General features: G+C 62.6%; 14 protein-coding genes and 2 pseudogenes. 7 read left to right on the top strand and 9 right to left on the bottom strand.

What is annotated here, in order from left to right; all coding sequences use genetic code 11:
* The first annotated feature begins 138 nt into the window (after positions 1–138).
* Complete coding sequence (locus ACODTB_RS19860; RefSeq protein WP_382157909.1) at positions 139–963, top strand: hypothetical protein; 825 nt, start codon at positions 139–141, stop codon at positions 961–963.
* Between the two features lie 254 nt (positions 964–1,217).
* Here the strand turns inward: ACODTB_RS19860 and ACODTB_RS19865 are convergent, their stop codons facing one another.
* The 6 genes from ACODTB_RS19865 to ACODTB_RS19890 all read right to left on the bottom strand — a co-directional run bounded on the left by ACODTB_RS19865 (position 1,218) and on the right by ACODTB_RS19890 (position 7,324).
* Positions 1,218–2,534 carry a site-specific integrase gene (locus ACODTB_RS19865; protein ID WP_382157911.1) on the bottom strand — a complete coding sequence of 439 codons (1,317 nt, stop codon included), beginning with the start codon at positions 2,532–2,534 and terminating at the stop codon, positions 1,218–1,220.
* A 191-nt stretch (positions 2,535–2,725) separates the two neighbouring features.
* Entirely contained in the window at positions 2,726–3,649 is a 924-nt protein-coding gene (locus ACODTB_RS19870) for an MBL fold metallo-hydrolase (RefSeq protein ID WP_382157913.1), read from the bottom strand.
* A gap of 9 nt (positions 3,650–3,658) precedes the next feature.
* Positions 3,659–4,114, bottom strand: coding sequence for a chromate resistance protein ChrB domain-containing protein (locus ACODTB_RS19875; RefSeq protein WP_382157915.1), 456 nt, complete (start codon positions 4,112–4,114; stop codon positions 3,659–3,661).
* The gene (locus ACODTB_RS19880; protein ID WP_382157917.1) at positions 4,111–5,028 is read right to left on the bottom strand and encodes a Fe-Mn family superoxide dismutase; all 918 of its coding nucleotides are present in this window, start codon (positions 5,026–5,028) and stop codon (positions 4,111–4,113) included. The genes ACODTB_RS19875 and ACODTB_RS19880 overlap by 4 nt, the downstream gene beginning before the upstream one ends.
* 11 nt (positions 5,029–5,039) lie before the next feature.
* Positions 5,040–6,386: a chromate efflux transporter gene (gene chrA / locus ACODTB_RS19885; protein ID WP_382157919.1), complete on the bottom strand. Its 1,347-nt coding sequence runs from the start codon at positions 6,384–6,386 to the stop codon at positions 5,040–5,042.
* Complete coding sequence (locus ACODTB_RS19890) at positions 6,383–7,324, bottom strand: chromate resistance protein ChrB domain-containing protein (protein ID WP_382157921.1); 942 nt, start codon at positions 7,322–7,324, stop codon at positions 6,383–6,385. Before ACODTB_RS19890 ends, chrA begins: the two co-directional genes overlap by 4 nt.
* Before the next feature lie 379 nt (positions 7,325–7,703).
* On the opposite strand from ACODTB_RS19890, the gene ACODTB_RS19895 reads away from it, so the two are divergent.
* The 3 genes from ACODTB_RS19895 to ACODTB_RS19905 all read left to right on the top strand — a co-directional run bounded on the left by ACODTB_RS19895 (position 7,704) and on the right by ACODTB_RS19905 (position 9,939).
* The gene (locus ACODTB_RS19895) at positions 7,704–8,174 is read left to right on the top strand and encodes a hypothetical protein (protein WP_382157923.1); all 471 of its coding nucleotides are present in this window, start codon (positions 7,704–7,706) and stop codon (positions 8,172–8,174) included.
* A 606-nt stretch (positions 8,175–8,780) separates the two neighbouring features.
* Entirely contained in the window at positions 8,781–9,053 is a 273-nt protein-coding gene (locus ACODTB_RS19900) for a hypothetical protein (RefSeq protein WP_382157925.1), read from the top strand.
* Between the two features lie 19 nt (positions 9,054–9,072).
* The gene (locus ACODTB_RS19905; protein ID WP_382157927.1) at positions 9,073–9,939 is read left to right on the top strand and encodes an energy transducer TonB; all 867 of its coding nucleotides are present in this window, start codon (positions 9,073–9,075) and stop codon (positions 9,937–9,939) included.
* Between the two features lie 76 nt (positions 9,940–10,015).
* Here the strand turns inward: ACODTB_RS19905 and ACODTB_RS19910 are convergent, their stop codons facing one another.
* Both ACODTB_RS19910 and ACODTB_RS19915 read right to left on the bottom strand, forming a co-directional pair.
* On the bottom strand, positions 10,016–10,345 hold the full coding sequence (locus ACODTB_RS19910) for a helix-turn-helix domain-containing protein (protein WP_382157929.1): 330 nt from the start codon (positions 10,343–10,345) through the stop codon (positions 10,016–10,018).
* On the bottom strand, positions 10,342–10,725 hold the full coding sequence (locus tag ACODTB_RS19915; RefSeq protein ID WP_382157931.1) for a type II toxin-antitoxin system RelE/ParE family toxin: 384 nt from the start codon (positions 10,723–10,725) through the stop codon (positions 10,342–10,344). The genes ACODTB_RS19910 and ACODTB_RS19915 overlap by 4 nt, the downstream gene beginning before the upstream one ends.
* 268 nt (positions 10,726–10,993) lie before the next feature.
* On the opposite strand from ACODTB_RS19915, the gene ACODTB_RS19920 reads away from it, so the two are divergent.
* From ACODTB_RS19920 to ACODTB_RS19930, 3 genes and pseudogenes are all read left to right on the top strand, one after another.
* The gene (locus ACODTB_RS19920) at positions 10,994–12,085 is read left to right on the top strand and encodes a DNA-binding protein (RefSeq protein ID WP_382157933.1); all 1,092 of its coding nucleotides are present in this window, start codon (positions 10,994–10,996) and stop codon (positions 12,083–12,085) included.
* A gap of 42 nt (positions 12,086–12,127) precedes the next feature.
* Positions 12,128–12,676, top strand: a pseudogene (locus ACODTB_RS19925) (methyl-accepting chemotaxis protein); the annotation flags it as partial.
* A 164-nt stretch (positions 12,677–12,840) separates the two neighbouring features.
* Positions 12,841–13,181 (top strand): annotated as a pseudogene (locus ACODTB_RS19930) (transposase); the annotation flags it as partial.
* 58 nt (positions 13,182–13,239) lie between these two features.
* Here ACODTB_RS19930 and ACODTB_RS19935 read toward each other — a convergent pair.
* Positions 13,240–14,370: a cation efflux transmembrane domain-containing protein gene (locus ACODTB_RS19935; RefSeq protein WP_488929675.1), complete on the bottom strand. Its 1,131-nt coding sequence runs from the start codon at positions 14,368–14,370 to the stop codon at positions 13,240–13,242.
* Positions 14,371–14,548: the final 178 nt, after the last annotated feature.

Consider the following 14,548-nt stretch of genomic DNA (forward strand, 5'->3'; position numbering starts at 1 on the left):
TTGCTTTGATCAATGAAATCAATGACTTAGCGGATTTCCGAAAAAACAGCCAGCTCTTTTCCCGTGCGATTCACCGGGTTAGGTTTTGGCACTGACAATGGTCTGTCACCTGACAATTGGTCATCACGGAGAAGAACGATGGGACAAGCCAAGCTCAAGCAGCGCGCGGCCTTTGCGCCGGTGTTGGTCGATGAGTGGGAATCGGAAGATTGCGTCAACTTTGCAGTGGCGCTCGCGCGAGTGACGGGCTGGCTGCTTCACGTGGATTGGTGGGTGCCATCGCTTGATCCGGACAACAACATCTCTCTTGAGGCTTGCAGGCCGCTGCGCGTCTACGTGGCGGACAACGGAACCCGGATTTTTGATGTGCGAGGCAACCGGTCTCTCGGTGACTTCATTCACCGAACGATTCGGCCCATGGCCGTGCGGCACGGCATGGGTGGTGTCCGGACGCGCTATTACGCTGAGAGCACGCTCGCGACACTGCCTCTGCGTTGCGTACCCGACCCGGCCAAGATCAGTAGCGCAGTCAAAGCGATCGAGACCAACACAGCCTATCTGGCTTCTATCCCCAAACGGCTGGAACCCTGCATTCCGGCCGCCGAGGCGGCTGAATACACATTCGGCAGGTGTTCCGCGTTCGCGGAAGCGATGCGTGAGTTGGCAGGTTTGGACCCCGTGGCGCTGCTGGCCATCCGATTCGAGCAGGGCGCGGAAGGAACCGAGCGCGGCGCAGATGGCTATGTCCACAGCTTCGTTCTGCATCCAGACGGGTTGGGGGAAGACAGCTGGGGCAAGGTGGATGTCAGGGACATCGCCCAACGATTCGGAATCGTCGAGTTCCGGCTCAGTCGCGAGGCGCACGGTCGCGTTGTGAACAACCTGCAGCGAAACTCGCCAGATCTCTACGAAGCGGCATTCGCCAAGGCCAAAGAACTCATTCAGACCTATCGACAACAGTGATTTGCCCTCGGGCTGCAGCGCAGTGTGCTCTCGGATAACCGGGGGCGCCTCGGTTTCAAGTGGATCAGCGCCGCCATGCACGGCAAGGCGCGCTTGCCGACACCTGCAGCCAGGAGTTTTTCATCCTCGGTCGGTGTGTAGAGCTCCGCCAGCTCACGCGGTGTCGGATCGGGTTTCAGGCTGGGATAGGCCGTCTCATGGAGTGTGGTCATGCGCGGGGACTACCCCGCCTGGCGTCTTTGCTACCCATCGCCTCAATCCCAATGGGTGTCGGTGGCGGGTTCGTGAAACGAGGTTTCCAGCAGACACTGGTTGTCCTCGGCGATGCGGTACATGTCATCCAGCAACGAGGCGATAACCTCGTCCAGCAAGTCGCGGGTCAGGTAGGGAACCACCAACTCGTAGAGCGTGCCCTCGGTATTCAGGCGTTGCATGGCAAAACGCTCGAAGCAGGTCTGCTCGATCAGCCGGTGGCCGCGGGCCAGGCCGCGTGACTGCTTGCTGAAACGGGACAGCACCATCGTGACGCGCAGGACCGCCACGGGCGTCGTCCCCTCGGCTGGCGGGCGGGGGCCTTCGACCTGTTCGGTCAGTAACAACAAAGGCGGCGGGGACTGCGGAGCTGCCTGCGCCAACGCAGGCAATCCCTGCTCGAACCGGGCTTGCAGGCTGGAATCCGACGCATCGAGGTAACGCATGGCCGATTTGACATCCTTCCAGCCGACGTACTCCATCAGCTCCTTGATGTCCCAGCCGCTGGCGCGGGCCCATCCGGCAAAGCCGCGGCGCATGGAGTGGCTGCTGTAGTCCTCGGGCGACGCAACACCGGATTCGGCGAGCACACTGCGCAGCAAGGGGATCAGGCTGTTGGCATGCAGGCTTTCGTCGGCCACATGTCCCCAGCGGTCAATCTTGCGAAACACCGGTCCCTCGGTCAATCCGGCCAGATCAATCCAGGCATTGAAGGCCGTAACGGGACACAGGCGGGACAGCGCCGGGCATCTGAAAACACGGCCCTGACGCTGCCTGTCGCCTTTGCTGCGGCCCAGGTAGCAGGTCATGCCTTGGCCGGGGGTGACCTCTATGCTCTCAACGCGCAGGTTGACCAGTTCGTCGGAGCGGAAGCCGCGCCAAAATCCCAGCAGCATCAGGCTGCGGTCGCGCGCGTGGCGCAGTGCGGCTTGCTGGTCGCCGGACCGCTGCGCATGACTGATGGCGGTATCGAGCCACTGATCGACTTGCTGAAGCACGGCCAGTTCCAGTGGGCGGGCGCGCTTTTCTTGCACGCTGTGAACAGAGCGAATGCCCCTGAGGACCTGGCGCACCAAGGCCGATTTGGTGGGGTCGGGAAAGCCCTGGTCGTTGTGCCACCTTGATAGCGCCGCCAGCCGCTGGCGCAGGGTGTTGATGGCCAGGGTGGCCGCGTGGTCGGCCAGGTAGCGGGCAATGGCGTCCGCCGTGGAAGGCAGCAAACCTTTCCACTCAACTTCAAAATGGCGAATCGCCGAAGCGTAGCTCCGGCGCGTGTTGTCGCTCTCGGCGGCCTCGATGTATTGGGCAAGACGGGTCATCACACTGTCGTCAGACTGTCTCAATTCTGCTGCAGGGTTGCACCGGCCCCGGCCCAATGACCGGTTACGCGCGGCAGGTAGCGCGACGCTTGACTGTTGGGGCCTGGGCGATTCATACCGCGATGCGGGCGAGGTCAATGGCGAGTCGCTCATCCATTTCCTGCTGAGCGAGGCTCGGTACCCAATGCTCTCTATTCCCGTTCAACTTCCAAGTAGGTCCTGCTTGCGTTGCCCGGGTGCAATTCGTCTGCATTCGCAAGCGTCTTGAATGGCGAAAGATCGAAGCGTAGCACCGACTGACTGATGTCCTCGTAGCGTTCAACGGCATCCTTCATGTGCGCCCGCAATGCTTGCAGGTAGACCTGAGTGTGCGCTTTCGCTGTGGCCAATTCGGTGACGCGGCCGTGTCCTGGCACGATACGCAAGGGCTGGAGCTTTTCCACTTCGGCAAATGCCACCAGCCACAGCCGCGTGTTGCTGACCGGGATGACTGCCAGCAATCGGTCCACGTAGATGATGTCCCCAGAGAACAGGACCTTGACATCTGGCAACCACACCATCATGTCCCCCGGGGTGTGCCCGCCCCCGCGATTCAGCAACTCCACCGTTCGGCCACCAAAGTCCATCCGTAAATCATTGGTGTCAACGACACGAACGGGATAGACCGGAACGGTCCCCTGAAGCTTGTCACCCAGAATCGGCCGCAACGCGGCCAGTTGGTCTCCTGATCGCACCCGCATGTCCGCCGCCGCAGCGGCATGGGAAATCACTTCAGCGCCTTGCTCCTTGAAATAGCCATTGCCCAGCCATCGGTGGTCTTGACCCCCGGTGTTGATGACCCAGCGCACCGGCTGCGGGGTGATCCTCTTCACGGCCTCATGGATGGCTTTCGCACTGGCGTATGAGGCCCCACTGTCGATCAGAACCGCGCCTGCAGGGGTGACCACCAGTCCGATATTGGCATTGAGGCCTTCGTTCTCGGCGGTACGTCCTCCGATGTCCCCGATGTGGGCGTAGACCCCTTGCGCGACGGCTTCGAACTTCACTTCCAGCGCATGACTGATCGTCATGCTGCACAGCGCGATGATCCCAAGAATTGTCTTTTTCATCATCATGTTTCAGTCTCATTGCATGACCGGTGGCCATGCGTGGGTTTCTTCCTGGGCATCGCGGCACCAGGCGTAGAGCGCGTCGTAGAGCACCATTCCGTGGCGCAACATCTCGTGGTCATTGGCAAACACCCGCGACAGACCCAGCGAGATCGCGTAGAGGCCGGCCGATTGCGGTGTGAGATCGAGCCGCGAGGTGTCGGCACCGCGCACGATACCGGCGAGCCGGGCCAGCGCCGGATCGTCGAGCCGGTACTTCGCCAGAAAGGCGTCGAAACTGCATTGCTCACCCACGTGGCTCATCTCCACGCCCGGGATGTCGTAGGGCGTGGCACCCGTCGCAGCGGCCACGCGTTGCACCTCACCCGCCGGCACGTAGAGGAATTCAGCCGCCGGGTCGATGAAGCGCTGGATCAGCCACGGGCAGGCAATGCGGTCGATCTTGGGGCGTTCGCGGGTGACCCATTTCATGGTGCGTTCTCCTTCGCCACCAGGGCCTGCCCGGCGGCCTGCCAGCCGTCGAGGCCACCATGCAGGTAGCGCGCATCCACGCCGGCCGCGCGCAAGCGCAGCGCCGTGGAGCGGCCCACTTCATGGCCGTAGACGCAATAGACCACCACGGGCCGGTCGTGCGGCAGGTCGGCGGCCCACTGCGCCACGGCGGCGGGGTCGCGCCAGCGCGCGCCCGCCATCATCTGCGTGGCCTGCTCGAACACGCCGGCCCGGCGCACGTCGAGCACCAGAGCGCCCGACACGTCCGAGTGGCCACAGCCGAAGGGTTCGCTCGCCGCGTGCACCGCCGACTGGTAACGCGCGTACACGCCGGCCCAGTCGATGCTGGCCATGAAGGCATCGACGTAGGCACCCGCCGCAGCGCCGAAGTCCAGATGGTAGGCGTGTTCGTACATGTCCAGTGCCAGCAGCGGCACACCACCGGCCAGGCTGTGGGTGTGGTCCGCGGCCCACTGGTTGACCAGCGTGCCTTCACGCGGCTGGAACACCAGCAGCATCCAGCCCGAGCCACCGCCCAGCGCCTTGGCACAGGCCGAGAACTCCTCGCGCCAGCGTTCGAAGCCGCCGAAATTGGCATCAAGGGCGAGCTTCATCGCCGGCTCCATGGTCTGACCGTCACCGCCCAGGCCGCTGAAATAGAGTTCGTGCAACAGCATGGAGTTGGTGGCGATCAGCTCCTCGCGCTTGAGGCCGTTGAGGGCGTAGCCCGGCGCGGTGCCAAACGCCATGCCCGCCAACTGGGCGCGGATGGCGTTGAGACGCTTGACCGCGCCGCCGTAGTTGTTCTGGTGGTGGCTGCTGAGCAGCCGCTCCGAAAAGCCCGCGACCGCGCCAGCGGCAAACGGCAAAGGCAATGCATTCACATGGTTCATGAAGTTCTCGATCAGCGCAGCCACAGAGACACCACCAGCCCGGCGGCCGCGCAGGCACCGAGCAGGGGCAACACACCCAGCTTGAAACGGAACAGCGCCAGCGCCGCGACCACAGCGATCACGGCCGAGCCGGCGTCGAACGCGCCGTCGAAACCCTGCGGCCACAGCACGTGGTACGCGAAGAACAGCGCGAGGTTGAGGATCACGCCGACCACCGCGGCCGTGATCGCCGACAGCGGCGCGGTGAAGCCCAGCTTGCCGTGCGTGGCCTCCACCGCCGGGGCGCCGGCCAGGATGAAAATGAACGAGGGCAGGAAGGTGAAGAAGGTCACCACGCTCGCGGCCAGTGCGGCACCGAGAAACAGCGCGTCCGAACCCAGTACTTCCTTGACCCAGCCGCCCACGAAGCCCACGAAGGCCACCACCATGATCAGCGGCCCCGGCGTGGTCTCACCCAGTGCCAGGCCGTCGATCATCTGCGCGCCGCTCAGCCACTGGTGCGTGTCCACCGCACCCTGGTAGACGTAGGGCAGCACCGCATAGGCGCCGCCGAAGGTGAGCAGCGCGGCCTTGGTGAAGAACCAGCCCATCTGCGTGAGCGTGCCCTGCAGGCCTTGCGTGGCCAGCAAGGCGGCCATGGCCAGCAGCCACAGGCCCAGGCCGGCGGCGAGCACCTTCACCAGATGCCGCTTCGAAAAGCGTGCGTGCGCGGGTGTGGGCGTGTCGTCGTCGATCAGCGCGGGGCCATAGCCCGCCACCTGCGCACCGTGCCCACCTCCGAGCGCGAACACCTGCGGCCAGCGCCGCGCGCCGAAGTGGCCGATGAGGCCGGCGGCGAGCACGATGGCCGGGAACGGCGTGTTGAACGCGAAGATGGCCACGAAGGCCGCGGCCGCGATGCCCCACATCCACGGGTTGCGCAGCGCGCGCGTGCCGATGCGGTGCGCCGCGTGCAGCACCAGCGCGGTCACCGCCGGCTTGATGCCATAGAAGATGCCGGCCACCACCGGCACGTCGCCAAAACGGATGTAGACCCACGACAGTCCGATCAGGATGAACAGTGAGGGCAGCACGAACAGCGCACCGGCGACGATGCCGCCCCAGGTGCGGTGCATCAACCAGCCGATGTAGGTGGCGAGCTGCTGCGCTTCGGGGCCCGGCAGCAGCATGCAGTAGTTCAACGCGTGCAGGAAACGCTTCTCGTTGATCCAGCGGCGGCGCTCGACCAGTTCGGTGTGCATGATCGCGATCTGCCCGGCCGGACCACCGAAGCTGATGAAGCCGAGCTTGAGCCAGAAGCGGAAGGCCTCCATGAAGCCCACGGGTGCGGGCCGTTCGTTGGGCGCTGGGGTGCTCATGTTTTTCTTCCTTCGGTGGGGGTGGCCAGTAGCGCGTCGAACACCCCGGCCGCGGCGGCCTGCAAGCGGTCGTCGTCGTTGTGCATCTCGCGCAGCCCGGCCAGCACGGCTTCCAGGCCGACCGCCTCGGGCACCGGGATGCCGCCCGCGTCGAGGCAGTGCACCATGGCGCCGATGCGCACCAGCCGGGGATCCTGGTCCAGCCCGAAGCTGGCCAGCAGCACTTCAAAAGTGACGCGCGCACCGACGTGGCTGAAGCGTGCGCCATCGAAGTCGAAACCGATGGCGCCGCGCGGCAGGCGCGCCACATCGGCGAGCCAGACGAACTCGGCCCGCGCATCGATGAAGCGCGCGATCAGCCAGGCGCTGGCCAGACGGTCCACCCAGGGGCGTGCGCGGGTGGCCCAGCGCTTGCCCTGGAACTGGCGCGCGTCGAGCGGCGCGATGCCGTGCTCGGGCAAGGCCCGGGGTTCGCCCGCCGAGTAGTGCGCATCCAGCGCGTCGCGCAGGTCGGCCAGCGTGGCCTGGGCCTGCAGCGAGGCCTCGCCGGGAAAGTAGTCGATGCGCTGCACCTCCTCCAGCGCCTGCGCCAGGCCGCGCCAGCGCCGGCGCGCCACCGCTTCGCCGAGCGCGCCCAGCTCGGCATGCAGCGCATCGGCCGTGGCGCGCCACGCCGCATAGGCCTCACCGCGATCGAACAGCCCCAGCATCTCGATGCGCTGGGTTTCGTCGGTCGCATCCAGCCGCAACACCATGGCCGAGCCCCCGTGCTCGCGCACCTCGTCTGCGAGTGGCTCGAACAGCGCCTGCTGGGCCTCGGGCAACAGGTAGGCCCCGTCGCGCAGCGCCGCACAGCCCATGGCCTTGAGCGCGCGCCAGACGCGCACCCGCACCGCGCTGGGCTGGGTGGGCAGGGTGACGAGCAGCATCGAGAACATGCATTGAAATATACATCACATTATTTGCAACAACAATTGCATAGAGGGCTGGCTCCCCCGGCTTAGGGGTATGGGGCAACCAGACCGCTTGCGCGGGTTTAGATACGGGCCTTCGAGCCGCAACACGTCTCGCAAAAGAAATCGGAAGACGAACGAGCCGTGCTATTTGAACGGCCGAACTGCCTGAACGACGCCCTGCACATGCCCGACCAGGAGAGGCCATTTCTGTGGTTTCGCGCTCGCTCATTGGCCCCTCGGCAGAAGTGCCTTTTGAGTCAATGCCGTTTGATGGGTCTGCGTCCGGCCATCCCGCTTTTACAAAACGACAACAACCGTGTTCATCGGTGCGCGATATAACAAGCAGGTCTAGGAGACCCGAATGAACACACGAATTGCATTGACGACCCTTACGTGCCTGCTGCTGCTCGGCGCGGGTGCTCGTGCCGATGAAGGCAAGGATGAGTCCGGTAAGGGCAAGCAGCGATACGAGGAGCGCTTCGAGCGTTCTGAGCGCGGCGAACGCTCCGAACGTTCTTATCGCGACCATCGAGATGGCAACTCGCACTTCCATCGTCAGGGCCAAACTCGAATTCCCAATGGGCATCTGCCGCCTCCGGGCGAGTGTCGTGTCTGGTACCCGAATCGTCCCGCCGGACAGCAGCCCCCGCCATTCAAGTGCGGCCTGTCACCGGGTCGGGTTGAGCCAGGTGGTTGGGTATTCTCACCAGGGCCTCGCCGGCAAGAGATCGAAGTAACTGTGTATGACGAACGTCGCCCAGGCATCGTGATCGATGTAGGCATATTCGATGCGCGCACGGGTTCTCTCCTCCGTGTAACGGGCGCGCGATAAATGGTTGGTGGACACCATCGTTGCGGCTACGCCTGCATCACCAGGGATGGGATGACCGGACCCTTGTTTCGATTGACCTCAATCGTGATGTGCACAAACTCTTCATGGACATGCAGTAGCTGTTTGAAATAGTCCGGATCGACATGTTCAACCGTCGGGAGTGAGAGGATGCAGCCTGCACATTGAGTCTCGCGCCCTGGCCGGTGGAACGACGGTGCTAACCGTGCTCGCGAGGAAGGTCGAGGCCACGGTGGTAGACGAACCTGAGCCCGATTCCCACACGGTGTTCGCCCACGCTCCAAGCGAACCGCCTACGTCAGGTACGCCGGTCCTGGACAGTGCAAACTGGTACGACGCCACGCAGATGAAGTGGCTGATTGAGTACCTGCCTGCTGTTTGCGCGAATAGGATGGGCATGCATAAATGACCAGGCGCTATGGATCAACTGGCGACAGGCACCGAAAATCCGTATATTCGCATTTATGAATTAAATGCTAGCAGTGTCGACGCTGCAGAACGCATCCGGTCCCCTCGACATCGACGGCAGGAAGGTGCTCACGCTGGTGAGCAACGACCAGCCGGGTCTGCTGCAACAACAACATCTAGGTGGCCGCCGAACTGGCCAACACCTACAAAGTGCCCATCCCAATCTACCCAGTGTCCTTTATGCCTGCCGACACAAAGGCGCCCATGATCCGGTTCGGCGGCGAGAACATCGCGCAGAGTGGCCGCAGGTCCAACGGGATGATTTCGCACACCGAACTGGACGACTGGTTCGTGGTTGAAGGGGTAACGAAGCAGGACAAGTCGAGTTTGCTGATGACGTCTGCCGTCAAGAGCAGCTTCGAGGCGCTCGAGCAGAGCATCCAGGGCCAATAAATAGGCAGGAACAGCCTTCATGCAACACGATAGCGACAAAATCCTCCTGGCAATTTTCCTGTCAGTGGCACTGCATGCCCTGGCGTTGGTTCTGGTCAGCGACCATCCATTCAGGTTCATCGACCGTCCGGACGCACCGCAGCCAGAGGCCAAAATCATCCTCGTGAAGCTCTCACAGGCCCCTCCTGAAAAGATCGCCCCTGAGACGGTTCAGCCGGCAGCGACGCCAGCGCCATCATCGTCCGTCGCTACCGATATCCAAGTCACCCAGAGCAGCACTGCTGCAACACCTGCCTCAGAGCGCCAGCCCATCTCCATGACGGCACCCCCTGCACCAACCGCAGAAGAGTGGGCCTTCGCTGCCAAGTACACGCTCAAGAACAGCAAGGGCTACCGCTACACCTGGGGCCAACAGGTCCGCAGCATGATGGGCACAGCCTTCGAAGGTTCAGACCAGGGCGTGGTCCGATTCCGGGTTGAAATTGCTCCCAATGGATCCATGGCCAAGCTGGAGACGTTGTGGACCACATCCGCATCTGCCGAACAGCTAGCTCGCGAGGCCATCGGGAGCATGCCGCCTTTGCCACCGACTCCTACTGGCAAGCCGTTGATCTTTGAGAAGACAATCTCGTTCTCACCCTTCGTGTCGGATATTCCGCCAATCTACAGGGACGACTGCCTCCCTGACCCGCCAACGTTCCTCAACCGGTTTGCGTGGGGTGGACAGGGTCAGCCAGTTCATGCCGATGCGACAGCTAAAGAGAGCCCAGACCCTCTCCCCCTGAAGGAATGCCTCAAGCTACTGCCCCAGGACTCCATAGAGGCCGAGGCCGCTCGCGATCAGCAGCAGTTGAATCGGTGGGGATCGAGCAACCTAGGGCGCTAGACATGGTCGCTCGTCAATGCAGGGTGACGTCTCCCCCCTTATCCGGTCAGTTCTAAACTGGAGTCACAGCACCGCTTCAAGCGAATTGCAGTTCGATCTTGCCGGCGCGGCGCCGCACCGGACCGACCACGATCTTCACGTCGTGGCCCAACCTGGCCACCAGCTCCAGCAGCTTGGCTTCGCTGACGCCGCGGAACTGGCCGCGCGTGATGCGCGAGATCTTGGACTGATCAATGCCCAGCAACGTCGCCGCATCCTCTTGCGTCAGGCGGCGCGCCTTGATCGCACGGGCAATCTCGCCGGCGAGCTGGGACTTGCGCTGCATCTCGGCCGCGTCGGTGTAACCCAGGTCGGCATAGACGTTGGTACTGCCTGCTTCGATGGTGATGCTTGTGTGTTCATTCATTTGCGTGCTCCTTGCTGTGCCTGCCAAACCTCGAAATCCTGCTTCGCGGCCTTCAGACGGGTGTTGATCAAATCCAAGTCCGGCTTGGGCGTGGCGATGCCGCTTTTGGACTTCTTCTGGAAGCAGTGCAGGACATATACCCAGCCAGCGAACTTGACGGTGTAGACGGCCCGGTAGGTGTCGCCCTGGTGGTCCTCGACCACCTCCAGCACGCCGGCCGAACCGAAACCCGTCATCACCTTTGCATCCTGGTGCTTGCCGCCGGCCTGCGCCAGGTCGATGGCATGGCCAAAAACGTCTTTGACATCCTCCGGCATCGCATCGAGGTCGCGCTTGGCGGAACTGACCCATTTCACGGGCTTGCGGGTTTGCTTCGACATCGCCTCGATTATGCCTATTTAGACATATTTCCGTCAACCCACGTCGCCAGGCTGGGGGCCGCAGGGCTGATTTTTTCGCTAACGTCTACAAGGGCCGATCTACGCCCACGCATACCAGGGCGCAGGCCGGATCAGCGCAAAACTGGCGTCACATTGGATAATCTCCCATTACCCAATGTGAGATGTAGATAACCCCTCAATTCATGAGGTCCTAAAATAGTATGTAATATCATGGTACATACCGTAGTACGAAAAAAGAGGTTAAGCCATGGCCAGAGCCGGGATCTACAAATCTGAAGTGCTGCGCGCACGCGATAAATTGCGGGCCACGGGGCGCAACCCGTCCATCGATGCGGTGCGCGAAGAGCTGGGTACCGGCTCCAAGAGCACAATCCATCGCTACCTGAAGGAGATCGAGGAAGAGGAAGGTGGGGCCACCGGCACCCGAGTAGCCATCAGCGAGGCGATCCAGGATCTGGTGGGCCGCCTGGCCGAGCGCGTCAACGAGGAAGCGGAGGAGCGGGTCACTGCGGCGCAGGCCCGGCACGCCGAGCAGCTCGCGCAGCACGAGCAAGTCGCCGCGGCCCTGAAAACCGAAGCGCAGTCCACCCGCCAGCAACTGGAGCACACCCAGCGCTCCTTGGCCGAGGAAAAGACCGCTCACGGCAAAACCAGCGAAGCGCTGAGCCACAAGACCCTGGAATGCACGCAGCTCACGCAGCAGGTGGTCGACCTGCAGGAGCGGCTCGCGGCCGAAGAACGCCATCGCCAATCCCTGGAAGAAAAGCACCAACATGCGCGCCAGGCGCTGGAGCATTTCCGGCAATCCAGCAAGGAGCAGCGCGACCAGGACCAGCGCAAGCAGGAGCAGCAGGTGCAGTACCTGCAGGCCGAGGTGCGCACCGTGAACGAGACCTTGACTACCAAGCAGCAGGAAGGCGTGCACGCCCTTCAGGATAACGCGCGCCTGCTGGGCGATCTGTCGCGTGCCCAGGGTGATTTGCATCAGGTCAGGGAAGAGGCGCGGGGCCTGCGGCCGCTAAAGGATGAACTGGGGTTTGCGCAAAGGCGTATAGAGGAGTTGGGTCGGCGCCTGGTGGAGCAGGATGCAGCGGTCCAGCAGCTCAGCACTTCGAATGAGCAGTTGCAGGCCAAGGTCGACGAGTTGCTCACCGCGAAGCAGCAGCTGGAACTGGCGCTGGCGACGGCCAGGTCCAGCGTCACCGCGCAAGAGCAGGTCGTGGCCAGCATGCTGGAGCGGCTGACTGCGATGCCGGTCGAGCCCGATTTGGCTACTGTGAAGGATGTCGAAGTGGGCGGGAGGAAAATGACAAAAAATCCCACCGTGACAGGGACTTAGGTCTGTTTCTGCTGAGTTTTACATGAATCCCTGCCGACCCTCATGAAGGGCATCAACGCGAGTTCGCGGCGCATCGTCGACATCATCGGCACCATCGACGGCATCGCTTTCCAGACCAACATCCTGGCGCTCAACGCCGCTGTTGAAGCGGCACGAGCTGGTGAGCAGGGCCGCGGGTTCGCCGTGGTGGCGGGCGAGGTGCGCAACCTCGCACAGCGCAGCGCCGAAGCAGCCAAGGAAATCAAGGGGCTCATCACCGCCAGCGTCACCCAGGTTGAACAGGGTTCAATGCTGGCCGACAAGGCGGGCACGACGATGCAGGAGGTGGTCAACTCCATCCGCTCTGTCTCGGATCTCGTGGGCGAGATCAGCTCGGCCAGCGTCGAGCAGAGTTCCGGGGTCTCGCAGGTCGGCCATGCGGTGAGCCAGATGGACCAGGCTACGCAGCAAAACGCGTCGCTGGTCGAGGAAAGTGCAGCTGCAGCGGCCAGTCTCAAGAGCCAGGCGGAAGAACTTGTGGAAACGGTGGCGGTGTTCAAGCTGTCAGGCGACCCGGCTGCAAGATGTGTCTCCGCCAATCTGAACGGGTGAGCTCCCCCGAATGGGCGATGTGACGGGGGTGGCTTCGGGCGGTGTTGTTTTTGTTGGTTGAGGTCGTGAAAGCTTCAGTGATGAGGAGTGAGACCCGAGTGTGACCTTGCCTCGATTTCACGTACAGCAAGAAGTTGATAACTTCAAAGGTACGGAGAATCGAGATGAAAGAAGGCAAGCTGCCCAAAAGGCAGTACACACAGGAATTCAAGGCCGAGGCTGTCAGGCTGGCGGCGTCGGTTGGCGGGCACGAGGCCGCACGTCGCCTTGGCGTGCCGGTGGCCACTCTGGGCAATTGGTCCAGACGGGGCATTGCAGCAACCGGCGTCGGCGGCGCGGTAGTGTCGCCCAGTGAGGCACCCACGCGGCGCCCGGTGAGCGAATTGGAAGCGGAGAACAGCCGCCTGCGCAGAGAACTGGCCGACGCGAAGCTGGATGTGGAAATCCTTCGAAAAGCGACGGCGTACTTCGCCAGGGGGTCGCGATGAAGTACGCCTGGATCGACGTAAGCGGCCGGCCATCCCACCTTGGCTAGGCATCGGTGTGGGATGCCGCTAGATTGGCTATCGGAGGTTCAGGATGCGCCGGGCACCGCTGAGCACTATCAGCGCAATGACTGCGCCAATCACGAGGTCAGGGTACGAGGAGCCCGTCCAAGCGACCAAAACACCAGCGACTATCACCCCCGCGTTTGCGATCACATCATTCGCAGAAAAAATGTAGCTTGCCGTCATGTGGGCGCCCCGATCCCGCTTCTTGGCGATCAGCACCAGGCAGGTGACGTTGGCGATCAATGCGACCAGCCCGATACTCATCATGAGCATGGACGCCGGCTCACTTCCCACAACTGCCCGCCGAACGACCTCCAAAAGCGCGCCAAGCGCAAGCACGACTTGCAACCAACCAGCGATGTGCGCTGCCTTCATCTTCAAGGCGGCGGCGCGGCCCACCGCATAGAGCGCCAGTCCGTAGACCGCCGCATCGGCGAACATGTCAAGCGAGTCCGCTATGAGACCTGTGGACTGGGCGATCAGGCCAACGATCAACTCAAAGACAAACATCGCACCGTTGATAGCGAGCAGCAGCTTTAAGGTCCGAGCCTCAGAGGCATTCCCCTCTGCGTCTGGGGCCGTAGACTCGTCGCTTTGCACGCTGTCCAACACTTGCGCGCCGAGGTTGAGAGGGATGAGACGGCCCAGCAGCTCTTGCGTACTTCCCCCATGCTGCACGGTGAGTACACGGTCCTTCAGATCGAAGTCCAGTGCCGCAACAGCCGACGCATCGGCCAGCGCCATCCGAATGAGATTCTCCTCCGACGGGCAATCCATCTTCGGCACGGAGAAACGCGTCTTCCACTGCCCGCCTTCGGTGCGCCTCTCGCTTGTCAGCAGAACCGCACCCAAGTTCAGGGGCGTCAGCTTCTGGGCGATCATGGCGGGCTCGCCCGAGTGCACCACCCGGAGCTGCCGATGGGCCAGATCGAAGGTCATCGGCCCAACCCCGGTCAGACCACCCAGCGCCATGCGAATGAGGTTCTCCTCGGAGGGGCAGTCCATTCCCGGAACTGAAAATGTGCTCTCCACGGAAGCAATGGCGCTTGGGGCCTCGTCGACCGTCTGCGAATTGCAACTGCTCGAGCAGCTAGGGGTCTCCTCGTTTTCAGTGCAATAAGTGACGGTACGCAAAGCTAGCACTGGCGCGGGGGTGGTCTGGGTAGACCGTTGATTTCATTGACTTTCCTGTTCGCTTTGTAAACGGGTATGGTGGCCTCCCACTTTTGAGGTTCACGATGCAGGGTTGGCACACAACGTTTTTGGGGATGCGTGGGCTCCCCCGCGATATCAGCGACTTCGAGATGAAGGCATTTTTCAC

This window comes from Hydrogenophaga sp. FG152 (assembly GCF_057809615.1).

What these genes read in the sequence shown, in the direction of transcription:
- ACODTB_RS19860 (WP_382157909.1), top strand. Translation starts at nt 139, where the DNA reads ATGGGACAAGCCAAGCTCAAGCAGCGCGCGGCCTTTGCGCCGGTGTTG.
- ACODTB_RS19865 (WP_382157911.1), bottom strand. Translation starts at nt 2,534, where the DNA reads ATGACCCGTCTTGCCCAATACATCGAGGCCGCCGAGAGCGACAACACG.
- ACODTB_RS19870 (WP_382157913.1), bottom strand. Translation starts at nt 3,649, where the DNA reads ATGATGATGAAAAAGACAATTCTTGGGATCATCGCGCTGTGCAGCATG.
- ACODTB_RS19875 (WP_382157915.1), bottom strand. Translation starts at nt 4,114, where the DNA reads ATGAAATGGGTCACCCGCGAACGCCCCAAGATCGACCGCATTGCCTGC.
- ACODTB_RS19880 (WP_382157917.1), bottom strand. Translation starts at nt 5,028, where the DNA reads ATGAACCATGTGAATGCATTGCCTTTGCCGTTTGCCGCTGGCGCGGTC.
- chrA (WP_382157919.1), bottom strand. Translation starts at nt 6,386, where the DNA reads ATGAGCACCCCAGCGCCCAACGAACGGCCCGCACCCGTGGGCTTCATG.
- ACODTB_RS19890 (WP_382157921.1), bottom strand. Translation starts at nt 7,324, where the DNA reads ATGTTCTCGATGCTGCTCGTCACCCTGCCCACCCAGCCCAGCGCGGTG.
- ACODTB_RS19895 (WP_382157923.1), top strand. Translation starts at nt 7,704, where the DNA reads ATGAACACACGAATTGCATTGACGACCCTTACGTGCCTGCTGCTGCTC.
- ACODTB_RS19905 (WP_382157927.1), top strand. Translation starts at nt 9,073, where the DNA reads ATGCAACACGATAGCGACAAAATCCTCCTGGCAATTTTCCTGTCAGTG.
- ACODTB_RS19910 (WP_382157929.1), bottom strand. Translation starts at nt 10,345, where the DNA reads ATGAATGAACACACAAGCATCACCATCGAAGCAGGCAGTACCAACGTC.
- ACODTB_RS19915 (WP_382157931.1), bottom strand. Translation starts at nt 10,725, where the DNA reads ATGTCGAAGCAAACCCGCAAGCCCGTGAAATGGGTCAGTTCCGCCAAG.
- ACODTB_RS19920 (WP_382157933.1), top strand. Translation starts at nt 10,994, where the DNA reads ATGGCCAGAGCCGGGATCTACAAATCTGAAGTGCTGCGCGCACGCGAT.